Here is a 21153-nt window from a genome sequence, read left to right as displayed (position 1 = left end):
GCCTATTCTAAAATATTTTAAGAAATGATGGGTTGAACATTGATATGAACTGGTTGGGACAATTACTAGGTAGCGATTGGGAGATCTTCCCCGCCGGAGGAGCTACAGGAGATGCATATTATGCGAAACATAACGGCCAACAGCTTTTTTTAAAACGTAATAGCTCGCCCTTTTTAGCCGTGTTATCCGCTGAAGGCATTGTTCCGAAGCTGGTTTGGACAAAACGGATGGAAAACGGAGACGTCATTACGGCTCAGCATTGGATGGCGGGCAGGGAGCTGAAGGCAAAGGATATGAGCGGACGCCCGGTGGCTGAGCTGCTCCGCAAAATCCACACATCAAAAGCTTTGCTCGACATGCTGAAAAGATTGGGAAAAGAACCGCTTGATCCGGGCGCCCTTTTGACGCAGCTGAAGCAGGCCGTCTTTGCCGTGCGGCAATTTTCGCCGCTTATTCAGGAAGGCCTTGCTTATTTGGAAGCTCATGTGGATCAGGTGCAATTCGGTGAAAAAGTCGTTTGCCATTGTGATGTGAATCATAATAACTGGCTTCTGTCAGAAGACAACCAGCTGTATTTAATAGATTGGGACGGCGCCATGATAGCCGATCCGGCCATGGATCTCGGCCCTTTATTGTATCATTACGTCGAAGAGCCAGCGTGGGACAGCTGGCTTGGGATGTACGGCATGAAGCTCACGGAAGGGCTTCGGCTGCGGATGGCGTGGTACATGTTATCGGAGACCATCACCTTCATCGCCTGGCACAAATCAAAAGGAAACGACAAAGCGTATCATGATGCCATGGAAGAGCTTCATGCCCTGATGAAGCGGATTGTCAAGTAGTCAGGAGTACGAATCCATCTGCTCCACCCATTGGGACAAATGGTTTTGGTGCTCCTGAATATGCGTGTCGATGGAATCGGCCGTGATGCCGGACTGGCTGTAGCGGTAGACGTCCTCGAGCACGTTTTTTATATTTGAATCAAGCCCGGTGTTGGCCATCAGTGATTTGATGACGCGCTCCAGCTGTTCATACTCGGCAACCGTGCCGCAGCAATCCAATTGATGGTCGGCCAATATGTCCTTTAATAACCGGACCTGATGTTCGCTTGTTAAGCCCATGATTCATATACACATCCTTTCTGTGTCATACATTGTGCAAAGCGGTGCGGTTTTATGCATCACATGAGTGTTCCGGACCGGGGGAGCCTCTTTTTTTATGCAGCCGGCGCCTTTAAAAGGCGCTTGCGGCTCTTTATGTTTCATGGTATGTTGTTACTCGAAATTATAGATAGAGGTGTCAATCATATGAGAATGCGCCATAAACCTTGGGCGAATGATTTTCTGGCAGAAAACGCTGACATCGCCATCAGTGATCCGGCCCAGTATAAAGGGCGGTGGAACACGGTCTTTGGCAATGACAACCCGATCCATATTGAAGTCGGTACGGGAAAAGGGCAGTTCATTTCAGGAATGGCCAAGCAGAATCCGGATATCAACTATATCGGGATCGAACTGTTTAAAAGCGTCATCGTCACTGCCGTCCAAAAAGTAAAGGACAGCGGGGCTCACAATGTCCGTTTGTTAAATATAGACGCGGAAACACTGAATGACGTATTTGAACGGGGCGAAATCAAGCGCGTATATTTAAACTTTTCTGACCCGTGGCCGAAAAACCGTCACGAAAAGCGCCGTTTAACATTTAAAACGTTCTTGAAAAAATACGAAGAAGTGATGGGCGAAACAGGTGAGATTCATTTTAAAACCGATAACCGCGATTTATTCGAATACTCTCTGAAAAGCTTTTCCGAATACGGCCTGCTTCTGACGGAAGTCAGTCTTGATCTGCACAACAGCGATCCGAAGGGCAATATTATGACAGAATACGAAGAAAAATTCTCCGCGCTCGGCCAGCCGATTTACCGGGCCGAAGTTGAATGGAGAACAAAAGACAGACTCTGATGCGGGAGTCTGTTTTTTTATGCCGCCATTTGCTACCATTACATCAGGAGGGATCAAGATGGAGACATTGAATATTGGGAATATTTCATTAACATGGCTGGACGGCGGTGTAACGCATATGGACGGCGGAGCGATGTTCGGCGTTGTCCCGAAGCCTTTATGGTCGAGAAAATACCCCGTAAATGACAAAAACCAGATTGAATTAAGAACAGACCCGATTCTGATCAGAACAAACGGCCTGAATCTATTGGTTGACGCGGGTATCGGCAGAGGGAAATTTTCTGATAAACAAAAAAGGAATTACGGTGTAACACAGGAATCCAATTTAAAACACTCTCTTCGTGAACTCGGGCTTTCCTGTGAGGACATTCATATTGCGGCGATGACCCATCTTCATTTTGACCATGCATGCGGCTTGACGGAATACAGCGGAGAGGAGCTTGTCTCTGTTTTCCCGAATGCCCGCATTATCACTTCTGCAACAGAGTGGCGCGAAATGAGAAACCCTAATATCAGATCGAAAAATACATATTGGAGAGAAAATTGGGAGGCGGTACAAGATCAGGTCGAAACCTTTGAGAACGAGTATCAGCTGACAGAAGGCATTACGATGCACCACACCGGCGGCCATAGCGACGGCCACAGCGTCATCGTCTTAGAAGACGGCGGGGAGACGGCTGTGCATTTTGCCGACCTGATGCCGACGAATGCGCATAAAAATCCGCTATGGGTGCTGGCATATGATGATTATCCGATGACCTCCATTCCGCAAAAGCAGAAATGGCAGACGTTCGCGGCAGAAAAAGACGCCTGGCTGATCTTCTATCACGATGCGATTTACAGAGCGGTAAAATGGGGAGAAGACGGCGAAGTGGCTGCATCTGTCAGACGGGAGAAAAAATAGGCGGATCGATGATTTACCTGTATGAATTTCGGGAATAAAAGCAAACCTAAGACAAATTGCTTTGAAAGGAAGAGACAGGTGAATCAATTTCAAGTGACGAAAGATGGAGAAATCAAAACAACTCTGCGCGGATTAGAAGTGCTTTCTACGCCTTTTTTAAATAAAGGGGTGGCCTTTACACAGGAGGAAAGAAAGGAACTCGGGCTCGAGGGATTTCTGCCGCCGAAAGTATTGACAATCGAAGAGCAGGCGAGGCGGGCCTACGAACAATTCAGTTCGCAGCCTGATGAGCTGAGCAAAAATGTGTACTTGACCGCTCTCCATGATCGGAATGAAACGTTATTTTACAGGCTGTTAAATGATCATTTAGGCGAAATGCTGCCGATCGTATATACGCCGACCGTCGGCACCGCGATCCAGCGTTACAGCCACGAGTACAGAAAACCCCGCGGTCTGTATTTGTCAATAGATGATCCTGAAGGAATGCGCGCCGCATTTCAGCAGTTCGGAAAAAATGAAAACATTGACTTAATCGTTGCCACAGATGCGGAGGGTATTCTGGGAATCGGTGACTGGGGCGTCGGCGGCATCGCCATTTCTGTCGGAAAACTCGCGGTGTATACGGCGGCGGCCGGAATTGATCCGTCACGAGTGCTTGCGGTCGTATTAGATGCCGGGACAAATCAAGAAAGCCTCTTAAATGACCCGCTGTACGTCGGAAACCAGCATTCAAGAGTGCGCGGCGAGAAATATGACCGCTTTATTGATGAGTATGTCTCGCTTGCCCGGGAAACATTCCCGAATGCGCTGCTTCATTGGGAGGATTTCGGTACGGCTAACGCCCGCGGCATATTAAAACGGTATAAAGATAAAGTCTGTACGTTTAACGATGACATTCAAGGAACGGGCGCGGTGTCGCTTGCAGCTGTTTTAGCGTGTGCGAAAGCATCAAAAGTGCCTTTAAAAGAGCATAAAGTCGTCGTCTTCGGCGCGGGAACGGCCGGTATCGGAATTGCTGAGCAGCTGCGCGAAGCCATGGTGCATGACGGATTAAGCGAAGAAGAATCATACAGCCGCTTTTGGTGTATCGACAGAAACGGATTGTTAACGGATGATATGAAGGACCTGCGTGATTTTCAGGTTCCGTACGCCCGCCCTGCTGATGAAGTGAAAGAGTACGGCCGCAGCGGTGAAGGCGGATCAATTGATCTGGCGGAGACGGTGCGTCAGGCCAAGCCGACGATCCTGATCGGCACATCCACCGTCTCAGGCGCATTTACGGAAGAAATCGTTAAAGAAATGGCCTCACATGTCAAACGGCCGGCTATTTTGCCGATGTCAAATCCGACGACATTATCAGAAGCAAAACCTGAAGATTTAATTAAATGGACGGAAGGCCGCGCGCTTGTCACAACGGGAAGTCCGTTCCCGCCTGTTGCGTATAACGGCGTTACCTACCATATCGGACAGGCGAACAACGCGCTCGTATTCCCGGGACTCGGGCTCGGCACGATTGTGACAAAAGCAAGGCTCATTACGGACAATATGTTCGTTGCCTGCGCGAATGCCATCGCCGGTATGGTGGACGTCGGCAAGCCGGGGGCGCCGATGCTTCCGAAAGTGGAGGATCTCAGGACGGTATCGGCAACAGTGGCGGTAGCCGTAGCTAAAGCTGCGATTCAGGACGGTGTAGCGGAAACGGAACCCGAGGATCTGATCCAAGCGGTGCAGGACGCGATGTGGAACCCCGTATATAAACGAATTCGGCCGATGTAACCGAATAAAGCCCAAAACGCTGATGGTTTTGGGCTTTATTTTTTGCTTGTCCGAATTATGAGGCGACAGAATCAATGACATCGACAATCTGGCCTGTTTTTGCATTGACCATAACTTCATATTGCTCCAGTTCGCCGAATGCCGAACGTGTCACGCCGGTTTTGTATACCTGGATGGTTTCTCCGTTTACCTGGTAGGGCTCGGGCTCTGTGTAAATCCATGATCCGTCTATCGGCCCGCGCTGTTTAAAAGCCGCTTTCACGATACGGAGCGCTTTTTCTGAAGAGATATAAGGTTTCATCGCATACTTTTTCACTGCGATGGCAGCGCATAATCCGACTCCTGCACCTAAGAGAAAATGACGTAATTTCAATATGAAGCACCTCCAATTATGTCGTAGTTTTTATTATACAGAAGATGCCAGACGGTGTTAAGTAAAGCGGCGGTTTTACAGCCCATTCAATCTGAGCGCTTGGAAAACAGTTGTTTTTCTAATAAAATAAAAGCATTACATAGAAATGAGGGGAAAATATGAATGAGGAAACGAAAACGCTTTTCCGGACGCTGACGCAGCTTCCCGGCGCACCGGGGAATGAACATCAGGTCCGCTCCTTTATGAAACGGGAGCTTGCGAAATATGCGGATGACATCGTGCAGGACAGACTCGGAAGTGTTTTCGGAGTAAGGCGCGGCGCTGAAGATGCGCCGACCGTTATGGTAGCCGGGCATATGGACGAAGTCGGGTTTATGGTGACACAGATTACGGATAACGGCATGCTGAGATTTCAGACGCTCGGCGGCTGGTGGAGCCAGGTGCTGCTTGCCCAGCGCGTCGAGGTGCAGACGGATAACGGACCGATTATCGGCGTCATCTCAAGCATCCCGCCCCACATTTTAACGGATGCCCAGCGCGCAAAGCCGATGGAGATCAAAAATATGATGATTGATATTGGTGCCGATGACAGAGAGGACGCGGTCAAAATGGGGATCAGACCGGGACAGCAGGTCGTGCCTGTCTGCCCGTTCACCCCGATGGCCAACGAGAAGAAAATATTGTCCAAAGCGTGGGATAACCGCTACGGCTGCGGGTTAAGCATTGAACTATTAAAAGAGCTGCACGGAAAAGACCTGCCGAACAATCTGTACGCCGGGGCCACCGTTCAGGAGGAAGTCGGCTTGAGAGGGGCGCAGACAGCGGCCAACATGACTCAGCCTGATCTCTTTTTCGCGCTTGATGCTAGCCCGGCAAATGATATGAGCGGCGATAAGGAGCTGTTCGGCCGTCTCGGCGAGGGGGTGCTGCTCCGCATTCTCGACAGAACGACGGTCATGCACCGCGGGATGAGAGAGTTCGTCCTTGATATGGCGGAAACGCACGATATCCCTTATCAATATTTCGCTTCAGGCGGGGGAACGGATGCCGGACGGGTCCACATATCAAACAGCGGGGTTCCGTCTGCCGTCATCGGCATTTGTTCAAGATACATTCATACAAATGCCGCTATCATCCATGTCGATGATTATGCCGCGGCGAAAGAAATGCTCATTAAGCTGGTCATGGCGAGTGACAAACAGACGGTCGAAACGATCAGAGAAAATGTGTAAAAAAATAAGCAGGACCGCATAAAGGCGGCCTGCTTATTCTGTTTCAAATAAATAAGAGAGTGCTTTCATCGCTTGATTGACGGTTTCGACCGTGATATTCGCTTTTCCGGAAAGCTCTTTCAGCGGATGATGAAGTTCTTTCGGACGGATGAGAATGAGCGGCTTTCCTTTTGCGATGGCATAAGAAGCATCCATCGCGGTATTCCACTGCTTATATTTCTCGCCAAACAGGGCGATCACAAAATCGGCTTTTTCCATCAGCACCTCTGTACGGAAATTGTTGATATCAGAAGCTCTGGCGTCTTTTAAAACAGAATCGGGCTGCACGCCCATAATCTCTTCTCCGATATTGTCTGAGCGTTCATGGTTTTCCATCGGGCCGACAAACGTAATCGGCAGGTCCAGCGATGTTGCTTTTTGTTTGATCTCGTCCCGCCAATTACTGTGGATTTCACCCGCTAAATACACGACAAACTGCATCTTTTGCCCCTCCTTATGTACATATTCAGATTTTCGTACGGCTACAAGCAAAATGGTAAACGAAACTTGCTTGATAATGCAAATGAAATATGATAATGATATTGCATATAGTTGGTCTTGCTGTAAACAGTCTGGTATGATCCAATTGGACAAACATCAGCATATAAAAAACTCATAATCCAGATGGAGGAATGACAATGAAAAAGATTGAAAGCACGGAAGAATTGCAAAAAGCGGTACAAGACGATTGGGCGGTATTTATGTTTTCAGCGGATTGGTGCCCGGACTGCCGCTTTGTGGAGCCGTTTCTCCCTGAGCTGGAAGCGGACTTTCCTGAATTCACTTATTACTACGTAGACCGCGATCAATTTATTGATACATGCGCGGAATGGGAAATTTACGGCATTCCGAGCTTTGTTGTGTTTAACGGAGGAAAAGAAGTGAACCGCTTCGTCAGCAAAGACCGTAAAACAAAAGAAGAAATTGAGCAATTTTTAACCGATTCCCTTGCTAAAGCATAAAGGAGGCCACGGGCTTTGAAAATGACGTCAAGGAAGCTGGCGGATTTATTAAAACAGCGCCTGCAGCACGAGAACCGATCCTTCTTTTTTGACAGAGAAAAAGACACCCTCCGTGTTGAGGATCAAACGACCAAAAAAGGCATCACATTGGAGCTCCCGCCTATCATTGCGAAGTGGGAGACGAAAAAAGAAGAAGCGATCGACGAAATCGTCTACTATGTGTCAGAAGCAATGGAGGCGATGGAAGGCAGCGGACAGGAGATGTCCGGAAAGGAAGCCGGAATCTATCCGGTCATCCGCTCCACATCATTTCCCGATCAAACGAGCGACGGCATTCCGCTCGTGTATGATGACCATACGGCCGAAACGAGAATCTACTACGCGCTTGACCTCGGCAAGACGTACCGCTTAATTGACAGCCGTATGCTCGAGAAAGAAAACTGGACAAAAGAACGGATCAGGGAGACGGCGTCATTCAATCTCCGCTCTCTTCCTTCAGTTGTGAAACAGGATACGGTTGCGGACAATTATTTTTATTTTTTCAGGGCGAATGACGGCTATGACGCCAGCCGGATTCTCAATGACTCGATTCTTCATGAATACAAGCAGGCCGCTGAAGGCGAATTGGCGATTTCCGTCCCGCATCAGGATGTATTAATACTTGCTGACATTCGAAATGAATCGGGTTATGATATTTTAGGGCAAATGTCCATGAGCTTCTTTGCAAGCGGCACGGTGCCGATTACGGCCCTTTCATTTCTGTATAATGAAGGCAGACTGGAACCTGTGTTTATCATGGCGAAAAGCCGGCCGAAAAAGGATTAGAAAGGATTTTTCTTATGAACGCTTTTTACAATAAAGAAGGTGTGGGAGATACGCTTCTGATCTCTCTTAAAGATGCGGCACGCGAAGAAATCGGCTATGAAAGAGAAGGCGATGTCGTCAGAATCTTTAACAAAGAAACAAAAGAAACGACGGGCTTTAACATTTTTAACGTGTCTTCTTACTTACAGATTGAGGACAACGGCCCCGTCGCTTTGTCTGAGACATTCGTTCAGGATGTGAATGAAATACTGAACAGAAACGGTGTTTCAGAAACGCTGACAGTTGACCTTTCTCCGAAATTTGTTGTCGGTCACGTTGAATCGAAAGAAAAACATCCGAATGCGGATAAACTGAATATCTGCCAAGTGAATGTGGGAGAGGAAACCCTTCAAATCGTTTGCGGCGCGCCGAACGTGGACAAAGGGCAAAAAGTCGTCGTCGCTAAAGTCGGCGCGGTGATGCCGAGCGGGCTTGTGATTAAAGACGCTGAATTAAGAGGCGTTCCGTCAAGCGGCATGATCTGCTCCGCGAAAGAACTCGCTTTGCCGGATGCGCCGGCGGAAAAAGGGATTCTTGTTCTTGAAGACAGCCGCGAGGCCGGCGAAGCATTTCAATTCTAACTCCCATAAATAAGCGCACAGAATCGAATGATGTGAGAGAAAGCCGTTAAGCAGGTCTGCTTAACGGCTTTCTTCAGTTGGGAGCTTAATCTTTTCTGAGCCGCCCGGCAATGGTATACTAAATATCGTCCCAGACTACTAAAAAGGGAGTTAGAGAGTGATTAAACATGAGTTGGCTGAATAAATTTTTCGACTTATTTTTAGGTGAAAAAGAAGAAGAGCATGAACGTGAACCAAACACGCATGCCCAAATCCCGAAACAGCAGATACCGGATCAGCCAGAAGGCAAATTCACGCGCATGGAAGATCCTAAAATATATTACGAATATCCGAAAGGGAATTTCCGCTTCCCTGTCGTTCCGGACGGCTATAAGCGAACGGAGCAAAACCAAAGACAGCGGGAAAGGCACGAACGCCGCCAGCCGTCCCGGGATTATGCCGCCGGGAAGGAGCAAACCGAGCGGAAACAGCATACACATAAAGAGCCTGATACGGTGAAAAAGCCCTTTAAACCGTCATCCATTCCTTCACCGGTTTACGGCTTTCAATCTCAGCACAGCATAAAAAAAGCGCCTATATCCGAAAAGCGGCGTGAAGAGAACGTAACACTGCTGTCAGAGGAGGAATTTGTTCCGCCAAAAGCCGGTCAGGAAACGGAAAAAGAGCCCGTCTTCACAACATCCGGCATAACAAAACAGACGAATGACCGGCCAGAACAGTTTACGAAACAAGAAACGGAAGAAATCCCGGCCGTTAAAAAAGAGGAGCTTCACACCGAGGCTGAGAATGCAAAAGAGCAAGTGTTTGCAGCAGCAGAACCGCAGCAGACTGAAGAGCGGGAGCACACGGAAAGCGCGGAGTCTGCCGGCTTTACAGAAGAACAAGAGCATGAACAAACCCGCCCGCAGCCTATTAAAGAGCCTGAGTATGAAGCATCCCGAACGGCTGAAAACACAGAGGAACAAGCGGCGCCGCAGGAGGAATATCAGGAGCCTGAGCCGGAAAAAGCACCGCCTTTTGAAACCGCAGAAGAAACGGTGTATACATACACAGAACCCGGATACGATGAGGAAGTTCAGCCGCAGTCTGAAGACAAGCCCGAATCAGCTGAAACCGACGCGGAACAGGAAGCAGACTCTCAGCCTGAGTACAATGCAGTCACGCGGCATTCAGACCCCGAGCCTGAACCTGCAAGCATCGAGACGGCCGATGCCCCGTCCCGGCCTGCCGAAGAAAAAACGGAGCATCACGGACAGCCTCAGACTGTGAGAAAAGCGGAGCGGCCGAAAGAGCGCAATGTACCGTTTAACGTCATGATGCTTAAAAGCGATAAACACAAGCAGGCGAAGACGCCAGAGGGCGGAGCGAGCTATGTCTTTCCGAATCTGTCGCTTCTGGACGTCCCGCCGGCGCAAAGACATGACGACCAATCGTGGATTGAAGAACAGCGCGAGCTTTTAAACGTTACACTGAAAAACTTTAATGTGCGCGCCCAAGTCGTTCATGTCACACAAGGCCCGTCCGTCACACGTTTTGAAGTGCATCCTGAGCCCGGAGTTAAAGTAAACAAAATTACAAACTTAGCAGATGATATTAAACTGAGCCTGTCTGCCAAGGATATTCGGATTGAGGCGCCGATCCCCGGTAAAAACACGATCGGCATTGAAGTTCCGAACCGCGTAAGCAAAGTCGTTGATTTAAGGCAGATGATCAGAAGCGCCGCTTTCAGGACGAATCCGTCTCCGCTTACAGCCGCGCTCGGTGTCGATATTTCCGGAAACCCGGTCGTCATTGATTTGAAAAAGATGCCGCACGGGTTGATAGCGGGTGCGACAGGATCGGGAAAAAGCGTCTGCATCAATACCATTTTGGTCAGTCTGCTTTATAAGGCGGATCCGAGTGATGTCAAAATGCTTCTGATTGATCCGAAAATGGTCGAGCTTGCGCCTTATAACCAAATTCCGCATTTGGTCAGCCCCGTCATCACGGACGCCAAAGCCGCGACCGCCGCGTTAAAATGGGTTGTGGAAGAGATGGAACGGCGATATGAACTGTTTGCCCATTCGGGTGTGAGAGATATCGGCCGCTTTAATGAATTAACCGCCGATCATAAGACAGGCGAAAAGCTTCCGTACCTCGTAGTGGTCATTGATGAGCTTGCCGATTTAATGATGGTCGCGCCGAACGATGTGGAAGAAAGCATTGCCAGAATCGCGCAGAAAGCGAGAGCCTGCGGCATTCATCTGCTTGTCGCGACACAGCGTCCGTCTGTCGATGTCATTACCGGAATGATCAAGGCAAACATACCGACGAGGATTGCATTCTCCGTCTCAAGCCAGGTAGATTCCAGAACAATCATCGACATGGCGGGAGCGGAAAAGCTGCTCGGAAAAGGCGACATGCTGTACTGGGAAAACGGTACCGGAAAACCGGTGCGCCTGCAGGGCAACTTTGTATCCGACAGAGAAATTGACCGCGTCGTCTCTCATGTCAGAAAGCAGCTGCCGCCTTCTTATTTGTTTGAACAGGAAGAACTGATCAGGCAGGGAACCGCCCTCAAGGAAGAAGACGAACTGTTTCCTGAGGCGTGCCAATTCGTCGTGGAGCAAAACAGCGCCAGCACCTCAAGCCTTCAAAGAAGGTTCAGAATCGGTTATAACCGCGCCGCGAGGCTGATTGACATGATGGAAGCCGAAGGCATGATCTCAGAAGCGAAGGGCAGCAAACCCCGTGAAGTGCTGATTACGGCCGCTGACATTGCTCAAGAATAAGAATATCGTTCATTTTTCTCACAAACATGGTATGATAGTGGATGGACCATCAAAACTGCATCACTGTCACGCGCTGAAATATCATGCGGCAGGTTTAATCAAAAAGAAAGTTACAGATACTGACGATAACGTAAAAATAAATGGAAGCGCCGCTGTGCGGGCTTTTTGCCCGCGGCGGTCGCAAAATGAAATGAGCGTCATATACTGGGGAACAGATAGACGTTTGTTGGAGGTACGATTATGACTGTTTATCATTTTGTTGGAATAAAAGGGACAGGTATGAGCCCGCTTGCTCAAATCCTGCATGATACAGGGTATCAGGTGCAGGGATCGGATATCGAGAAGCAGATTTTCACTCAGGCTGCCCTTGAAAAAAGAAATATCCCGATCTATCCGTTCAGCGCCGATAATATCAAACCGGGCTTAACGGTAATCGCCGGAAACGCATTCCCTGATTCTCATCCGGAAATCGCAAAGGCGCTCGCTGAAGGGATTCCTGTCATCAGATATCATAAATTTTTAGCTGAATATATGAAAAAATACACAAGTGTCGCGGTAACGGGCGCACACGGCAAGACGTCCACAACGGGCCTCTTGGCACACGTGATGCAGCAGGCGAAGCCGACTTCGTTTCTTATCGGGGACGGAACGGGCAGAGGAAATGAAAGCAGCGAATACTTTGTATTTGAAGCCTGCGAGTACCGCCGTCATTTCTTGAGCTATCAGCCTGATTATGCGATTATGACGAATATTGATTTTGACCACCCTGATTATTTCGCCAACATTGACGATGTGTTTGATGCTTTCCAAAACATGGCGCTTCAAGTCAACAAAGGCATCATTGCCTGCGGTGATGACGAGTACCTGCCGAAAATTCACGCCAATGTGCCTGTCGTGTATTACGGCACGGGAGAAGAAAATGATTTTCAAGCGAGAAACATCGTGAAAAATACGGAAGGCACGACATTTGACGTCTTTGTCCGCAATACGTTTTACGATACGTTCTACATCCCGGCATACGGGCATCACAATGTCCTCAATTCCTTAGCGGTTATTGCGCTCTGCCACTATGAAGAGATAGACGTGAACATGATTAAGCGCGGACTTGAATCATTCGGCGGCGTCAAACGCAGATTCAATGAAAAAGTGATCGGCAGCCAGGTACTGATCGACGACTACGCCCACCATCCGACTGAAATCAAAGTCACGATTGAGGCGGCGTGCCAAAAATATCCCGAACGTGAAATCATCGCGGTATTTCAGCCGCATACGTTTACACGGACGCAATCATTCCTTGATGAATTCGCAGAAAGTTTAAGCGCGGCCGATCGCGTGTATCTGTGCGACATTTTCGGCTCTGCCCGCGAGAACGTCGGCAAGCTCACGATCACGGATCTTCAGGAAAAAATCGCTAACGCAGAACTCATTGAAGAAAATGACACATCCGTGTTAAAAGCGCATGAAGGCGCAGTGCTGATCTTCATGGGCGCCGGAGACATTCAAAAATATATGAGAGCCTATGAAAACGTCATAGCGTAACGAAAAAGCAGTGGGGCTCTCACTGCTTTTTTGCGCGTGCTGCAAAGGGATTTACCGAGAAACGGAGAAATAGTATACATACAGATCTTTCATATATGTTTATCATTTTAAGAATTGGGTATATACCACTATATCCTGCATTAAGGAGGTATTAGATGATCATCATTCTTTACTTAAGCGTCGCACTCATTGCCGTTGCATTTCTCATCCTCGTCATCTATCTGTCCAAAACATTAAAGTCCGTGCAGATGACTTTAACAAACGTTGCCTCGACTTTAGACGGCCTTGAAGGGCAGATGAAAGGCATTACCGCAGAGACAACCGAGCTGTTACATAAGACAAACCGTCTCGCGGAAGACATTCAGGAAAAATCAGAGAAATTAAATACGGTTGTCCATGCTGTCCAGGAAGTGGGAACTTCCGTCCAGCAGTTTAATACATCCATAAAGCAGGCAGCAGGTTCCGTTACGGCCTCTGTAAGAGAGAATCAGGATAAGATCAGTCAGGTTGTCACCTGGAGCCAGGCCGCTATGGAAATATGGGACAAGTGGAAGCAAAAGAAAAAAACATCGCTTTAATCATAAGAAAAATCCACTAAGGAGGAATCATAATGAGCAAAGATGGAATCAATAGTAAGGATTTTTTAATCGGAACGCTGATCGGGGGAATTATCGGCGCGACAACGGCGTTGTTTCTGGCGCCTAAATCAGGTAAGGAGCTGCGCGACGATCTCGGCAGTCAGGCTTCTGCGTTAAAGGATAAGACGGACAGAATGACGGCCGACGCGAAAGAAAAAGGCTCTCAATATGTCAGCATCGCCAAAGACAAAACATCTAATATCACCCAGCTGGTAGCTGATCAGTCAGGCCAGATTATGAATAAAGTGAAGGATTTAAAAGACCGTTCTAAGAGCACACTAACCGAGAAAGCCGAAGAGACGAGAAGCGAAATGCAGGACACGGCCCAAAGCATCAAGGCCGAAGCGGAAAAAGCCGGTCAGGCAAATCGCTGATCCTCAATAAGGAGAGATAACCGACATGACAAAACAGCTGATATCGTCTGAAGAAGAGTTCAAAAATGCCGCTGAGAAAGAAAACACGCTCGTGTTTTTGAAACACAGCACAACCTGCCCGATCAGCCAAGCCGCGTTTCAGGAGTTTGACGCCTTTGCATCGGCGCATTCGGAAGTGCCTTCTTATTACCTGCAGGTGCAGGACAGCCGGCCGCTTTCAAACTATATCGCCGAGACATACGGCGTGAAACATGAAAGCCCGCAAGTATTCGTCATTGCAAACGGCGAAGTGAAATGGCACGCGTCTCATTCACAAATCACAAAAAACGCAATAGAGGAGCACCTTTCATAATTGCTGGCCGCCGGTTGATACCGGCGGTTTTTTTTTTGAAAAAAACTATTGATCATTTCAGCCGGATCATGTAGGATATCAATATATACTGCTTCAACGCATAAAAGCTTAAAAGCGTTTTGGTGATAAAGACGAATGTGAAAAAATTTATTATTTCATATTCCTATTTTCGCATAACTGTAGTAAGATGCATGTTAACCATTAAAATAAAACATAGCATAGAAGGGATGAAAAAGATGAGCAACAAGGAATTAGAGAGCCTAAGACAGCAGGCAGACGCACTAAACTTAGAAATCCTTAAATTAATCAATGAACGCGGAGCCGTTGTAAAAGAAATCGGTAAAGCAAAGGAAGCACAGGGTGTCAACCGATTTGACCCTGTCAGAGAGCGTACAATGCTTAACCGCATTATTGAAAGCAATGACGGCCCATTTGAAAACTCAACGATCCAGCATATTTTCAAAGAAATTTTCAAAGCCGGACTTGAACTTCAAGAAGAGGATCACAGCAAAGCGTTGCTCGTCTCCCGGAAGAAAAAAGCAGAAGATACGATCGTTGATATTAAAGGTGAAAAAATCGGTGACGGCGATCAGAGATTCATCGTCGGACCTTGTGCCGTAGAAAGCTATGAGCAGGTTGCCGAAGTAGCGGCCGCAGCGAAAAAACAAGGCATTAAAATCCTGCGCGGGGGTGCGTTTAAACCCCGCACAAGTCCGTATGATTTCCAAGGTCTCGGCGTAGAAGGCCTGCAAATTCTTAAACGCGTCGCTGATGAATATGACCTCGCGGTGATCAGTGAAATCGTAACGCCCGCCCACATTGAGCAAGCGATTGATTACATTGACGTCATTCAGATCGGCGCGCGGAACATGCAAAACTTTGAATTGCTGAAAGCCGCCGGTTCCGTTAAAAAGCCGGTATTGTTAAAACGCGGTCTTGCCGCAACAATTTCAGAGTTCATCAATGCAGCTGAATACATCATGTCACAAGGAAACGACCAAATCATTCTTTGTGAGCGCGGAATCAGAACGTACGAAACGGCAACGAGAAACACACTCGACATTTCTGCCGTGCCGATTTTGAAACAGGAAACTCACTTGCCGGTGTTTGTTGACGTCACACACTCAACAGGCCGCCGCGATCTCCTGCTTCCGACAGCAAAAGCGGCGCTTGCGATCGGCGCTGACGGCGTGATGGCCGAAGTTCACCCTGATCCTTCCGTTGCCCTTTCAGACTCTGCGCAGCAGATGGATATACCTGAATTCGAGAAATGGCTGAACGAATTAAAGCCAATGCTGAAAGTAAAAGCATAATACAACGTTCCGCTCTTTAAAGGCCGCCTCGCGCGGCTTTTTTTTCGTATCTTCATTTTATTTAATTATAAAATGAAAGTGAACGTTTTCATCACTGGGAAAAACGTGTATAATTTCATGAGAGATATTTAAATTTGATGAATAATGAAAAATAATGTACACTACTGACTTACGCTTACAATCATAAACGACAGAATGCGAAATCGTACGACATTTCTTTACATAAAGTGTTTATGCTATAGATAAGGATAAGTGTATCCAGTAAAAGGAGTGGTTTCAGTGAGCAACATTACGATATACGATGTGGCCAGAGAAGCAAATGTCAGTATGGCGACTGTTTCCCGCGTCGTGAACGGCAACCCGAATGTAAAACCGACGACCAGAAAAAAAGTATTGGAAGCCATTGACCGGCTCGGCTATCGCCCGAACGCGGTGGCAAGAGGGCTTGCAAGCAAAAAAACGACTACGGTCGGCGTCATCATCCCTGATATCTCAAGCATTTTCTACTCTGAACTTGCGCGTGGAATTGAAGATATCGCGACGATGTACAAATATAATATTATTTTAAGCAACTCGGACCAAAATCTTGAGAAAGAACTGCATCTGTTAAATACGATGCTCGGCAAACAAGTGGACGGTATCGTATTTATGGGCGGCAACATTACGGACGAGCATGTCGAAGAATTTAAGCGCTCTCCTGTGCCGATCGTCTTGGCGGCATCAGTGGAAGAACAGGGCGAGACGCCTTCTGTCGCCATTGATTATGAACAGGCGATTTATGATGCCGTTAAGCTTTTCATTGATAAAGGGCATCGGGATATTGCATTCGTCTCCGGACCGATGCAAGAGCCGATCAACCGTTCGAAAAAACTGCAAGGGTACAAACGGGCGCTTGAAGAAGCGGCGATTCCGTTTAACGAGCAATTCGTAGCGGAAGGCGATTACACCTATGATTCCGGTATGGAGGCGCTTCAAAGCTTGATGGGCCTTGACCGGAAACCGACGGCGATTCTTTCTGCGACGGATGAAATGGCCCTCGGCATTATCCATGCGGCCCAAGATCAAGGTCTTTCGATACCTGATGATCTTGATATTATCGGTTTTGACAATACGAGATTGAGCCTGATGGTCCGCCCTCAGCTTTCAACAGTCGTGCAGCCTACGTACGATATCGGCGCCGTGGCGATGAGACTTTTGACAAAACTGATGAACAAAGAGCCGGTTGAAGAGCAGGTCGTCGAATTGCCTCACCGCATCGAATTAAGACAATCAACCAAGTCATAAAAAAACGGAAAAGCAAGCTTCACTCTGAGGGGTGGAATCTTGCTTTTTTACTTGAGTAAGGAGAAGATATGAAACGTTTTGATTATCTGACGCCCGTTGGCTTTATGTTAGGCTGTATTATTGTCGCAATCGGTATTCTGTCAGGGACGGGACTGGCGGGAATCAGTTCATTTTTAGATCTGACTTCTTTTTTAATCGTCACAGGCGGCCTTGCTGCGGCGATCTTTATCAGCTTTCCGCCGAGGGATTTAAAGAAAATCCCTTCTGTTCTGAAACAGGTATTCTCCCGTCAGGATGACAATGTGAAAGAGCTTGTCAGAGTATTTGTCAGCCTTTCGGAGCAGGCGCGCAGGCAGGGGCTTCTGTCTCTGGATGACCAGGCGCGTGAGATCAAGGATCCGTTTTTAAAAAAAGGGCTTTTGCTTGCGATTGACGGCTGGGACGAGGAAACGATCCGGCTGGTGATGGATTCTGAGATCGCCGCGATGGAAGAAAGACACAGAAAAGGTAGACGCGTTTTTGAAAAAGCCGGTGATTTCGCACCCGCCTGGGGAATGATCGGGACGCTCGTCGGACTCGTTCTCATGCTCAAAAACTTAAATGACCCGCATACCCTCGGACCGAACATGGCTGTTGCGCTATTGACGACGCTGTACGGAGCGCTGCTTGCCAACTTGGTATTTATCCCAATCGCGGCAAAGCTTGAAGAAAAAACGGAAAGTGAAATTTTCATCAAACAGGTCATGATCGAAGGGGTTGTCGGCATCCAATCGGGCAAAAATCCCCGCAACCTCGAAAGTCAGCTCGTCGTCTTCAGCTCAAGAGAAGACTGGCGTAAAGGACAGCCTGCGAACAAGAAAAAGGGCGCTGTCCATGAAGCTTAGAAAAGAGCGTTTTGAAAGAAGAAACAAACCGGAACATTCCGGCGGTTCACCGAGATGGATGGTGACGTTCGCTGACTTGATCACGCTCATTCTCGTGTTCTTTATATTGCTTTTTTCGATGTCGCAAATAGACGCGGAAAAATTTCAATCTGCCGTTTCATCGATTCATACAAACGGCAGCGGGGGTGAACCGGCGTCATCAGACAAAGCAAACGAAAATAAAGAACAGGATTTGCTCCTGCAAAACGTGAAGACATACATAAAAGCGCATCATTTGAGTTCGAAATTGACGGCGAAGCGCGATGAGCGCGGAGTGGTTCTGGTGCTTCAGGAGGCCGTTCTGTTTCAGACAGGAAAAGCGGATGTGCTGAAAAACGCCGAGCCGGTTCTGCATCAGATCGCGGTGCTTTTAAAAACAATTCCGAATGACATACAGGTAGAAGGCCATACGGACAGCCGCCGGATTTCCACCTATCAATTTCCGTCAAATTGGGAGCTGTCGTCTGCAAGAGCGGCGAGTGTGATCCGGTATTTTACCGCGAATGAAGACTTTTCCGCCAAACGGTTTATCTCTGCCGGGTATGCGGATACGAAACCTGTGAAGGACAACAAAAGTCCCGGACATATGAAAGAAAACCGCCGTGTAGAAATTGTGATCAAAAAAACGACCTCCTCATAAGGTCGTTTTTTATTTAGTTTTATACCGCTGCTCAGACCGGATGGCAAAAAGTGCTTTTTCCACGGTTTGGGCATTTTTTTCTGAAATTTCTTCTTTGCGGGGAATCGGAGGATATAATTGTTCAGGATCACTCCAAAAAGCGGGCAACGTGCAGGGGGAGTGCTTCTGCCATTTATCAATCCATTTCTGCGGTATGCGCTCCCCGGGATCAATCCCTTTCATCTCAAGCCAAATACGGCTCCATGCTCTCGGGACGACTCTCCAAATATCGTATCCGCCGCCGCCGACCGCGATCCATCTGCCGCTGCAAAATTGATGGGCTAATGAATGAGCGAGCCGCGGGATCTCCTGATAAATGGAGATTGTATTGGACAGGTGTGTCAATGGGTCGTAATAATGGGCGTCCGCACCGTTTTGGGTAAGAATCACATCCGGCTTAAAAAAAGCCGCGATTTCTGAGGCGGCCGTATTGTAAGCGTGAAGAAAGGAATCGTCCTCTGTGAAAGCGTCCAGCGGAATGTTAAAAGAATAGCCGTAGCCCTGCCCGCTTCCTTTTTCCAGTACCTGTCCCGTCCCGGGAAATAAATAACGCCCGGTCTCGTGAAAAGAAACAGTGCAGACATCAGACCTGTCGTAAAACGTAAATTGAACGCCGTCGCCGTGATGGGCGTCTGTATCAATGTATAACACTTTTGCCCCGTAGTTCTTCTGGATGTATTGGATGGCCACGGCGCTGTCATTATAGATACAAAAGCCTGAGGCCCTGCCGCGGAAGCCGTGGTGAAGGCCGCCTCCTAAATTGCAGGCGTGGCTAGCTTGTCCCGTCATGACATAATCAGCCGCCGTTAAGGTGCCGCCCACCAGAAGTGACGCGGCTTCATGCATGCCGGCAAAAACGGGGGTGTCTTCCGTTCCGAGACCGTAGCTTTCTCCTTCTGCGGCAGGGAGCCGGCCCGCACCCGCTAGTTCCACCGCCTGTATATAATCCTCCGTATGAACGAGAGCCAGCTCTTCTTTAGCGGCCGTGCGCGGTGTGACGATATCTCCTTCGTCAAACGCACCCGCCGCCTGAAGCAGATCGTATGTTAAAAGCACACGACGCTGATTGAACGGATGTTCCTGATGAAATTGATACGTCTGATAAGAAGGCGAGTAAACAAAAACGCTGTCTCTCATGGCTGATCCCTCAAATGTTTCGGCCATAAGACATTGTATCCGGCTTCTTGAACGGAACGGATAAAAGGGAGCGGATTCATCGTCTTCACCCGGAAGACGAGAATGTTTGACCCGGCGGAATCATGGGGATAGACGAGCACACTCAGGATTTGCAGCTGAAGATCACGGCACATGCAGCTGAGATCAGCAAGACTTTTTGTCATATCCGTCACCAGGATTTCCACCTGTGATCCCGGCTGGGCCGCGCCTGTCAGGCTGACGAAAGTCCGGAGCACGTCGGTTTTCGTTAAAATGCCCGTCAGCTTATGGTTTACCGTAATCGGCAGACAGCCGATGCCGTGCTCATAAAAGGAAGCGGATATTTCTTCCACAAAGTCAAGCGGATGAGCGCAGATGACATTCCGCTTCATAATGGTCTCCACTTTGTTTGTCAGAAATGCGCCGCGTTCCTTTTGTTCGAAGCTGCCGGGGCCGGCCTGTTTAATGTCTCTGTCTGTGACAATACCGATGACGTGCAGCTCGTCGTCGATGACAGGGAGATGGCGGATATGATATATCTTCATTTTACGGACGGCTGTTTCAATGGAGTCGTGTTTTGAGACGGTGATGACGTCCCGTTTCATGATTTGTTCTGCAATCATCTTTTTATCCCCTTTGTATGTCAGTCAATACATAAATCGCTGATAAAAACGAAGCCTGTCGAACTGTTCAATTGACTCCTGACTGACGTGCCTGCCGATGCGGGCCATCAGACAATTGGCCGGATGAGAGCTGATTTCGGGTTCATCCGTTGCGAACCAGACAAGACCCCCGGCATTCATCATCTTTTCCATGATCTTTCTGTATTCCCACACATCTTTTTTCATTCCTTTTAAATCCCAATGCCAGTAATATTCCGTCGTCATGATGATGTACCGTTCCATCTGTTCATCCATCATGCTGACTGTCAGCAAAGTTTTTCCGACAGAACAGCCCCTGTAGCCGGGAGCGACCTCGATCGCCCCGAGTTCAAGGAGGTCTTCCATATTTCCGTCAGACCACCGTTCAAGCGGATCAGGATATAAATACGTCACATAGCCGATAATCGTCTGTCCGTCCCTGGCAATAATGATCCGACCTTCAGGAAGCCCGGCGATCTCGATTAACGCTTTGTGCTGTTCATGAGGAAGGCGAAAGGCTGTCAGGCCTTCATGAAACTCATACTGTGCTAGGTCCTCTGGAGGAACGGGCCCTTCTACCAAAAGAGGGCCGGCTGCTGTCTGAATTGATGAAGAATGATACGTTTTATGATGTTTCACTGATTCACCGCCTGTCGGTTCTTAATAAAAACACATCTCTTTTAAGCATAACAAAATATAAAGCGTTTTCAATAGTGTTGTAATTTATATTTTAAAAATTGAGAAAACTGTGAACATCTACTATAATTAGTCTATAGATAAGCAAAGGGGGAT

Annotated in this window: 23 protein-coding genes; 17 read left to right on the top strand and 6 right to left on the bottom strand. The window is 48.1% G+C overall.

Going from position 1 to position 21153, the window contains the following annotated elements:
- Window positions 1–44 precede the first annotated feature (44 nt).
- A complete protein-coding gene (locus tag G9F50_RS08775; RefSeq protein WP_060562763.1) occupies window positions 45–842 on the top strand; it encodes a phosphotransferase family protein in 798 nt (265 codons plus the stop codon).
- On the opposite strand, the gene G9F50_RS08770 is transcribed toward G9F50_RS08775, so the two are convergent.
- Window positions 843–1121 (bottom strand): YtzH-like family protein, encoded by a 279-nt coding sequence (locus G9F50_RS08770; protein ID WP_003152357.1) that lies wholly within the window; start codon window positions 1119–1121, stop codon window positions 843–845.
- 186 nt (window positions 1122–1307) lie between these two features.
- On the opposite strand from G9F50_RS08770, the gene trmB reads away from it, so the two are divergent.
- The 3 genes from trmB to G9F50_RS08755 all read left to right on the top strand — a co-directional run bounded on the left by trmB (window position 1308) and on the right by G9F50_RS08755 (window position 4641).
- Window positions 1308–1961, top strand: a complete 654-nt coding sequence (gene trmB / locus G9F50_RS08765; RefSeq protein ID WP_060562749.1) for a tRNA (guanosine(46)-N7)-methyltransferase TrmB — start codon at window positions 1308–1310, stop codon at window positions 1959–1961.
- Between the two features lie 58 nt (window positions 1962–2019).
- Window positions 2020–2865, top strand: coding sequence for a YtnP family quorum-quenching lactonase (locus G9F50_RS08760; RefSeq protein ID WP_060562748.1), 846 nt, complete (start codon window positions 2020–2022; stop codon window positions 2863–2865).
- A gap of 78 nt (window positions 2866–2943) precedes the next feature.
- Entirely contained in the window at window positions 2944–4641 is a 1698-nt protein-coding gene (locus tag G9F50_RS08755; RefSeq protein WP_024085698.1) for an NAD-dependent malic enzyme, read from the top strand.
- Between the two features lie 55 nt (window positions 4642–4696).
- Here the strand turns inward: G9F50_RS08755 and G9F50_RS08750 are convergent, their stop codons facing one another.
- Window positions 4697–5014 carry a PepSY domain-containing protein gene (locus G9F50_RS08750; protein WP_003152366.1) on the bottom strand — a complete coding sequence of 106 codons (318 nt, stop codon included), beginning with the start codon at window positions 5012–5014 and terminating at the stop codon, window positions 4697–4699.
- A gap of 158 nt (window positions 5015–5172) precedes the next feature.
- On the opposite strand from G9F50_RS08750, the gene G9F50_RS08745 reads away from it, so the two are divergent.
- A complete protein-coding gene (locus G9F50_RS08745) occupies window positions 5173–6246 on the top strand; it encodes a M42 family metallopeptidase (protein WP_060562747.1) in 1074 nt (357 codons plus the stop codon).
- A gap of 33 nt (window positions 6247–6279) precedes the next feature.
- Here G9F50_RS08745 and G9F50_RS08740 read toward each other — a convergent pair whose 3' ends face one another.
- Window positions 6280–6726: a YtoQ family protein gene (locus tag G9F50_RS08740; protein WP_012118214.1), complete on the bottom strand. Its 447-nt coding sequence runs from the start codon at window positions 6724–6726 to the stop codon at window positions 6280–6282.
- 197 nt (window positions 6727–6923) lie between these two features.
- Here G9F50_RS08740 and G9F50_RS08735 point away from each other — a divergent pair, with 197 nt between their 5' ends.
- From G9F50_RS08735 to motS, 12 genes are all read left to right on the top strand, one after another.
- Window positions 6924–7247 carry a thioredoxin family protein gene (locus G9F50_RS08735; RefSeq protein WP_003152373.1) on the top strand — a complete coding sequence of 108 codons (324 nt, stop codon included), beginning with the start codon at window positions 6924–6926 and terminating at the stop codon, window positions 7245–7247.
- Between the two features lie 15 nt (window positions 7248–7262).
- Complete coding sequence (locus G9F50_RS08730; protein ID WP_012118213.1) at window positions 7263–8072, top strand: DUF1444 domain-containing protein; 810 nt, start codon at window positions 7263–7265, stop codon at window positions 8070–8072.
- A 14-nt stretch (window positions 8073–8086) separates the two neighbouring features.
- A complete protein-coding gene (gene ytpR / locus G9F50_RS08725; RefSeq protein ID WP_003152375.1) occupies window positions 8087–8692 on the top strand; it encodes a YtpR family tRNA-binding protein in 606 nt (201 codons plus the stop codon).
- Window positions 8693–8859: 167 nt separating this feature from the next.
- Window positions 8860–11463, top strand: coding sequence for a DNA translocase FtsK (locus G9F50_RS08720; protein WP_060562746.1), 2604 nt, complete (start codon window positions 8860–8862; stop codon window positions 11461–11463).
- A 240-nt stretch (window positions 11464–11703) separates the two neighbouring features.
- Window positions 11704–13002 carry a UDP-N-acetylmuramate--L-alanine ligase gene (gene murC / locus G9F50_RS08715; RefSeq protein WP_165406538.1) on the top strand — a complete coding sequence of 433 codons (1299 nt, stop codon included), beginning with the start codon at window positions 11704–11706 and terminating at the stop codon, window positions 13000–13002.
- A 155-nt stretch (window positions 13003–13157) separates the two neighbouring features.
- Window positions 13158–13580, top strand: a complete 423-nt coding sequence (locus G9F50_RS08710; protein ID WP_007408777.1) for a DUF948 domain-containing protein — start codon at window positions 13158–13160, stop codon at window positions 13578–13580.
- A gap of 32 nt (window positions 13581–13612) precedes the next feature.
- Window positions 13613–14014: a YtxH domain-containing protein gene (locus G9F50_RS08705; protein ID WP_060562745.1), complete on the top strand. Its 402-nt coding sequence runs from the start codon at window positions 13613–13615 to the stop codon at window positions 14012–14014.
- Window positions 14015–14039: 25 nt separating this feature from the next.
- Window positions 14040–14366, top strand: a complete 327-nt coding sequence (ytxJ, locus tag G9F50_RS08700; RefSeq protein WP_060562744.1) for a bacillithiol system redox-active protein YtxJ — start codon at window positions 14040–14042, stop codon at window positions 14364–14366.
- Window positions 14367–14602: 236 nt separating this feature from the next.
- Window positions 14603–15679 carry a bifunctional 3-deoxy-7-phosphoheptulonate synthase/chorismate mutase gene (locus tag G9F50_RS08695; protein WP_003152383.1) on the top strand — a complete coding sequence of 359 codons (1077 nt, stop codon included), beginning with the start codon at window positions 14603–14605 and terminating at the stop codon, window positions 15677–15679.
- Between the two features lie 279 nt (window positions 15680–15958).
- Window positions 15959–16963: a catabolite control protein A gene (gene ccpA / locus G9F50_RS08690; protein WP_060562743.1), complete on the top strand. Its 1005-nt coding sequence runs from the start codon at window positions 15959–15961 to the stop codon at window positions 16961–16963.
- Window positions 16964–17031: 68 nt separating this feature from the next.
- Window positions 17032–17847 (top strand): flagellar motor protein MotP, encoded by an 816-nt coding sequence (gene motP / locus G9F50_RS08685; RefSeq protein ID WP_052827732.1) that lies wholly within the window; start codon window positions 17032–17034, stop codon window positions 17845–17847.
- Window positions 17837–18526 (top strand): flagellar motor protein MotS, encoded by a 690-nt coding sequence (gene motS / locus G9F50_RS08680; protein ID WP_003152387.1) that lies wholly within the window; start codon window positions 17837–17839, stop codon window positions 18524–18526. The genes motP and motS overlap by 11 nt, the downstream gene beginning before the upstream one ends.
- Window positions 18527–18535: 9 nt before the next feature.
- Here motS and G9F50_RS08675 read toward each other — a convergent pair whose 3' ends face one another.
- From G9F50_RS08675 to G9F50_RS08665, 3 genes are read right to left on the bottom strand one after another with little or no spacing between them, the layout of a single operon-like run.
- Entirely contained in the window at window positions 18536–19702 is a 1167-nt protein-coding gene (locus tag G9F50_RS08675) for an acetoin utilization protein AcuC (protein WP_060562742.1), read from the bottom strand.
- A complete protein-coding gene (locus G9F50_RS08670) occupies window positions 19699–20343 on the bottom strand; it encodes an acetoin utilization AcuB family protein (protein ID WP_060562741.1) in 645 nt (214 codons plus the stop codon). The genes G9F50_RS08675 and G9F50_RS08670 overlap by 4 nt, the downstream gene beginning before the upstream one ends.
- Before the next feature lie 24 nt (window positions 20344–20367).
- A complete protein-coding gene (locus tag G9F50_RS08665; protein WP_015240397.1) occupies window positions 20368–21000 on the bottom strand; it encodes a GNAT family N-acetyltransferase in 633 nt (210 codons plus the stop codon).
- Between the last annotated feature and the right edge of the window lie 153 nt (window positions 21001–21153).

Origin of the sequence: Bacillus sp. EKM206B (assembly GCF_011066015.1) — a bacterium.
GTDB classification, from domain to species: domain Bacteria; phylum Bacillota; class Bacilli; order Bacillales; family Bacillaceae; genus Bacillus; species Bacillus velezensis.
Note: the sequence above shows the minus strand (reverse complement) of the source record. Positions and strands in the feature narration are given on the sequence as shown.

Coding starts and splice junctions, on each gene's coding strand:
- G9F50_RS08745 (WP_060562747.1), top strand. CDS start 5,173: ATGAATGAGGAAACGAAAACGCTTTTCCGGACGCTGACGCAGCTTCCC.
- G9F50_RS08705 (WP_060562745.1), top strand. CDS start 13,613: ATGAGCAAAGATGGAATCAATAGTAAGGATTTTTTAATCGGAACGCTG.
- G9F50_RS08740 (WP_012118214.1), bottom strand. CDS start 6,726: ATGCAGTTTGTCGTGTATTTAGCGGGTGAAATCCACAGTAATTGGCGG.
- trmB (WP_060562749.1), top strand. CDS start 1,308: ATGAGAATGCGCCATAAACCTTGGGCGAATGATTTTCTGGCAGAAAAC.
- G9F50_RS08760 (WP_060562748.1), top strand. CDS start 2,020: ATGGAGACATTGAATATTGGGAATATTTCATTAACATGGCTGGACGGC.
- G9F50_RS08735 (WP_003152373.1), top strand. CDS start 6,924: ATGAAAAAGATTGAAAGCACGGAAGAATTGCAAAAAGCGGTACAAGAC.
- motP (WP_052827732.1), top strand. CDS start 17,032: ATGAAACGTTTTGATTATCTGACGCCCGTTGGCTTTATGTTAGGCTGT.
- G9F50_RS08675 (WP_060562742.1), bottom strand. CDS start 19,702: ATGAGAGACAGCGTTTTTGTTTACTCGCCTTCTTATCAGACGTATCAA.
- G9F50_RS08770 (WP_003152357.1), bottom strand. CDS start 1,121: ATGGGCTTAACAAGCGAACATCAGGTCCGGTTATTAAAGGACATATTG.
- G9F50_RS08720 (WP_060562746.1), top strand. CDS start 8,860: ATGAGTTGGCTGAATAAATTTTTCGACTTATTTTTAGGTGAAAAAGAA.
- G9F50_RS08710 (WP_007408777.1), top strand. CDS start 13,158: ATGATCATCATTCTTTACTTAAGCGTCGCACTCATTGCCGTTGCATTT.
- murC (WP_165406538.1), top strand. CDS start 11,704: ATGACTGTTTATCATTTTGTTGGAATAAAAGGGACAGGTATGAGCCCG.
- motS (WP_003152387.1), top strand. CDS start 17,837: ATGAAGCTTAGAAAAGAGCGTTTTGAAAGAAGAAACAAACCGGAACAT.
- G9F50_RS08670 (WP_060562741.1), bottom strand. CDS start 20,343: ATGATTGCAGAACAAATCATGAAACGGGACGTCATCACCGTCTCAAAA.
- G9F50_RS08775 (WP_060562763.1), top strand. CDS start 45: ATGAACTGGTTGGGACAATTACTAGGTAGCGATTGGGAGATCTTCCCC.
- G9F50_RS08695 (WP_003152383.1), top strand. CDS start 14,603: ATGAGCAACAAGGAATTAGAGAGCCTAAGACAGCAGGCAGACGCACTA.
- ytxJ (WP_060562744.1), top strand. CDS start 14,040: ATGACAAAACAGCTGATATCGTCTGAAGAAGAGTTCAAAAATGCCGCT.
- ytpR (WP_003152375.1), top strand. CDS start 8,087: ATGAACGCTTTTTACAATAAAGAAGGTGTGGGAGATACGCTTCTGATC.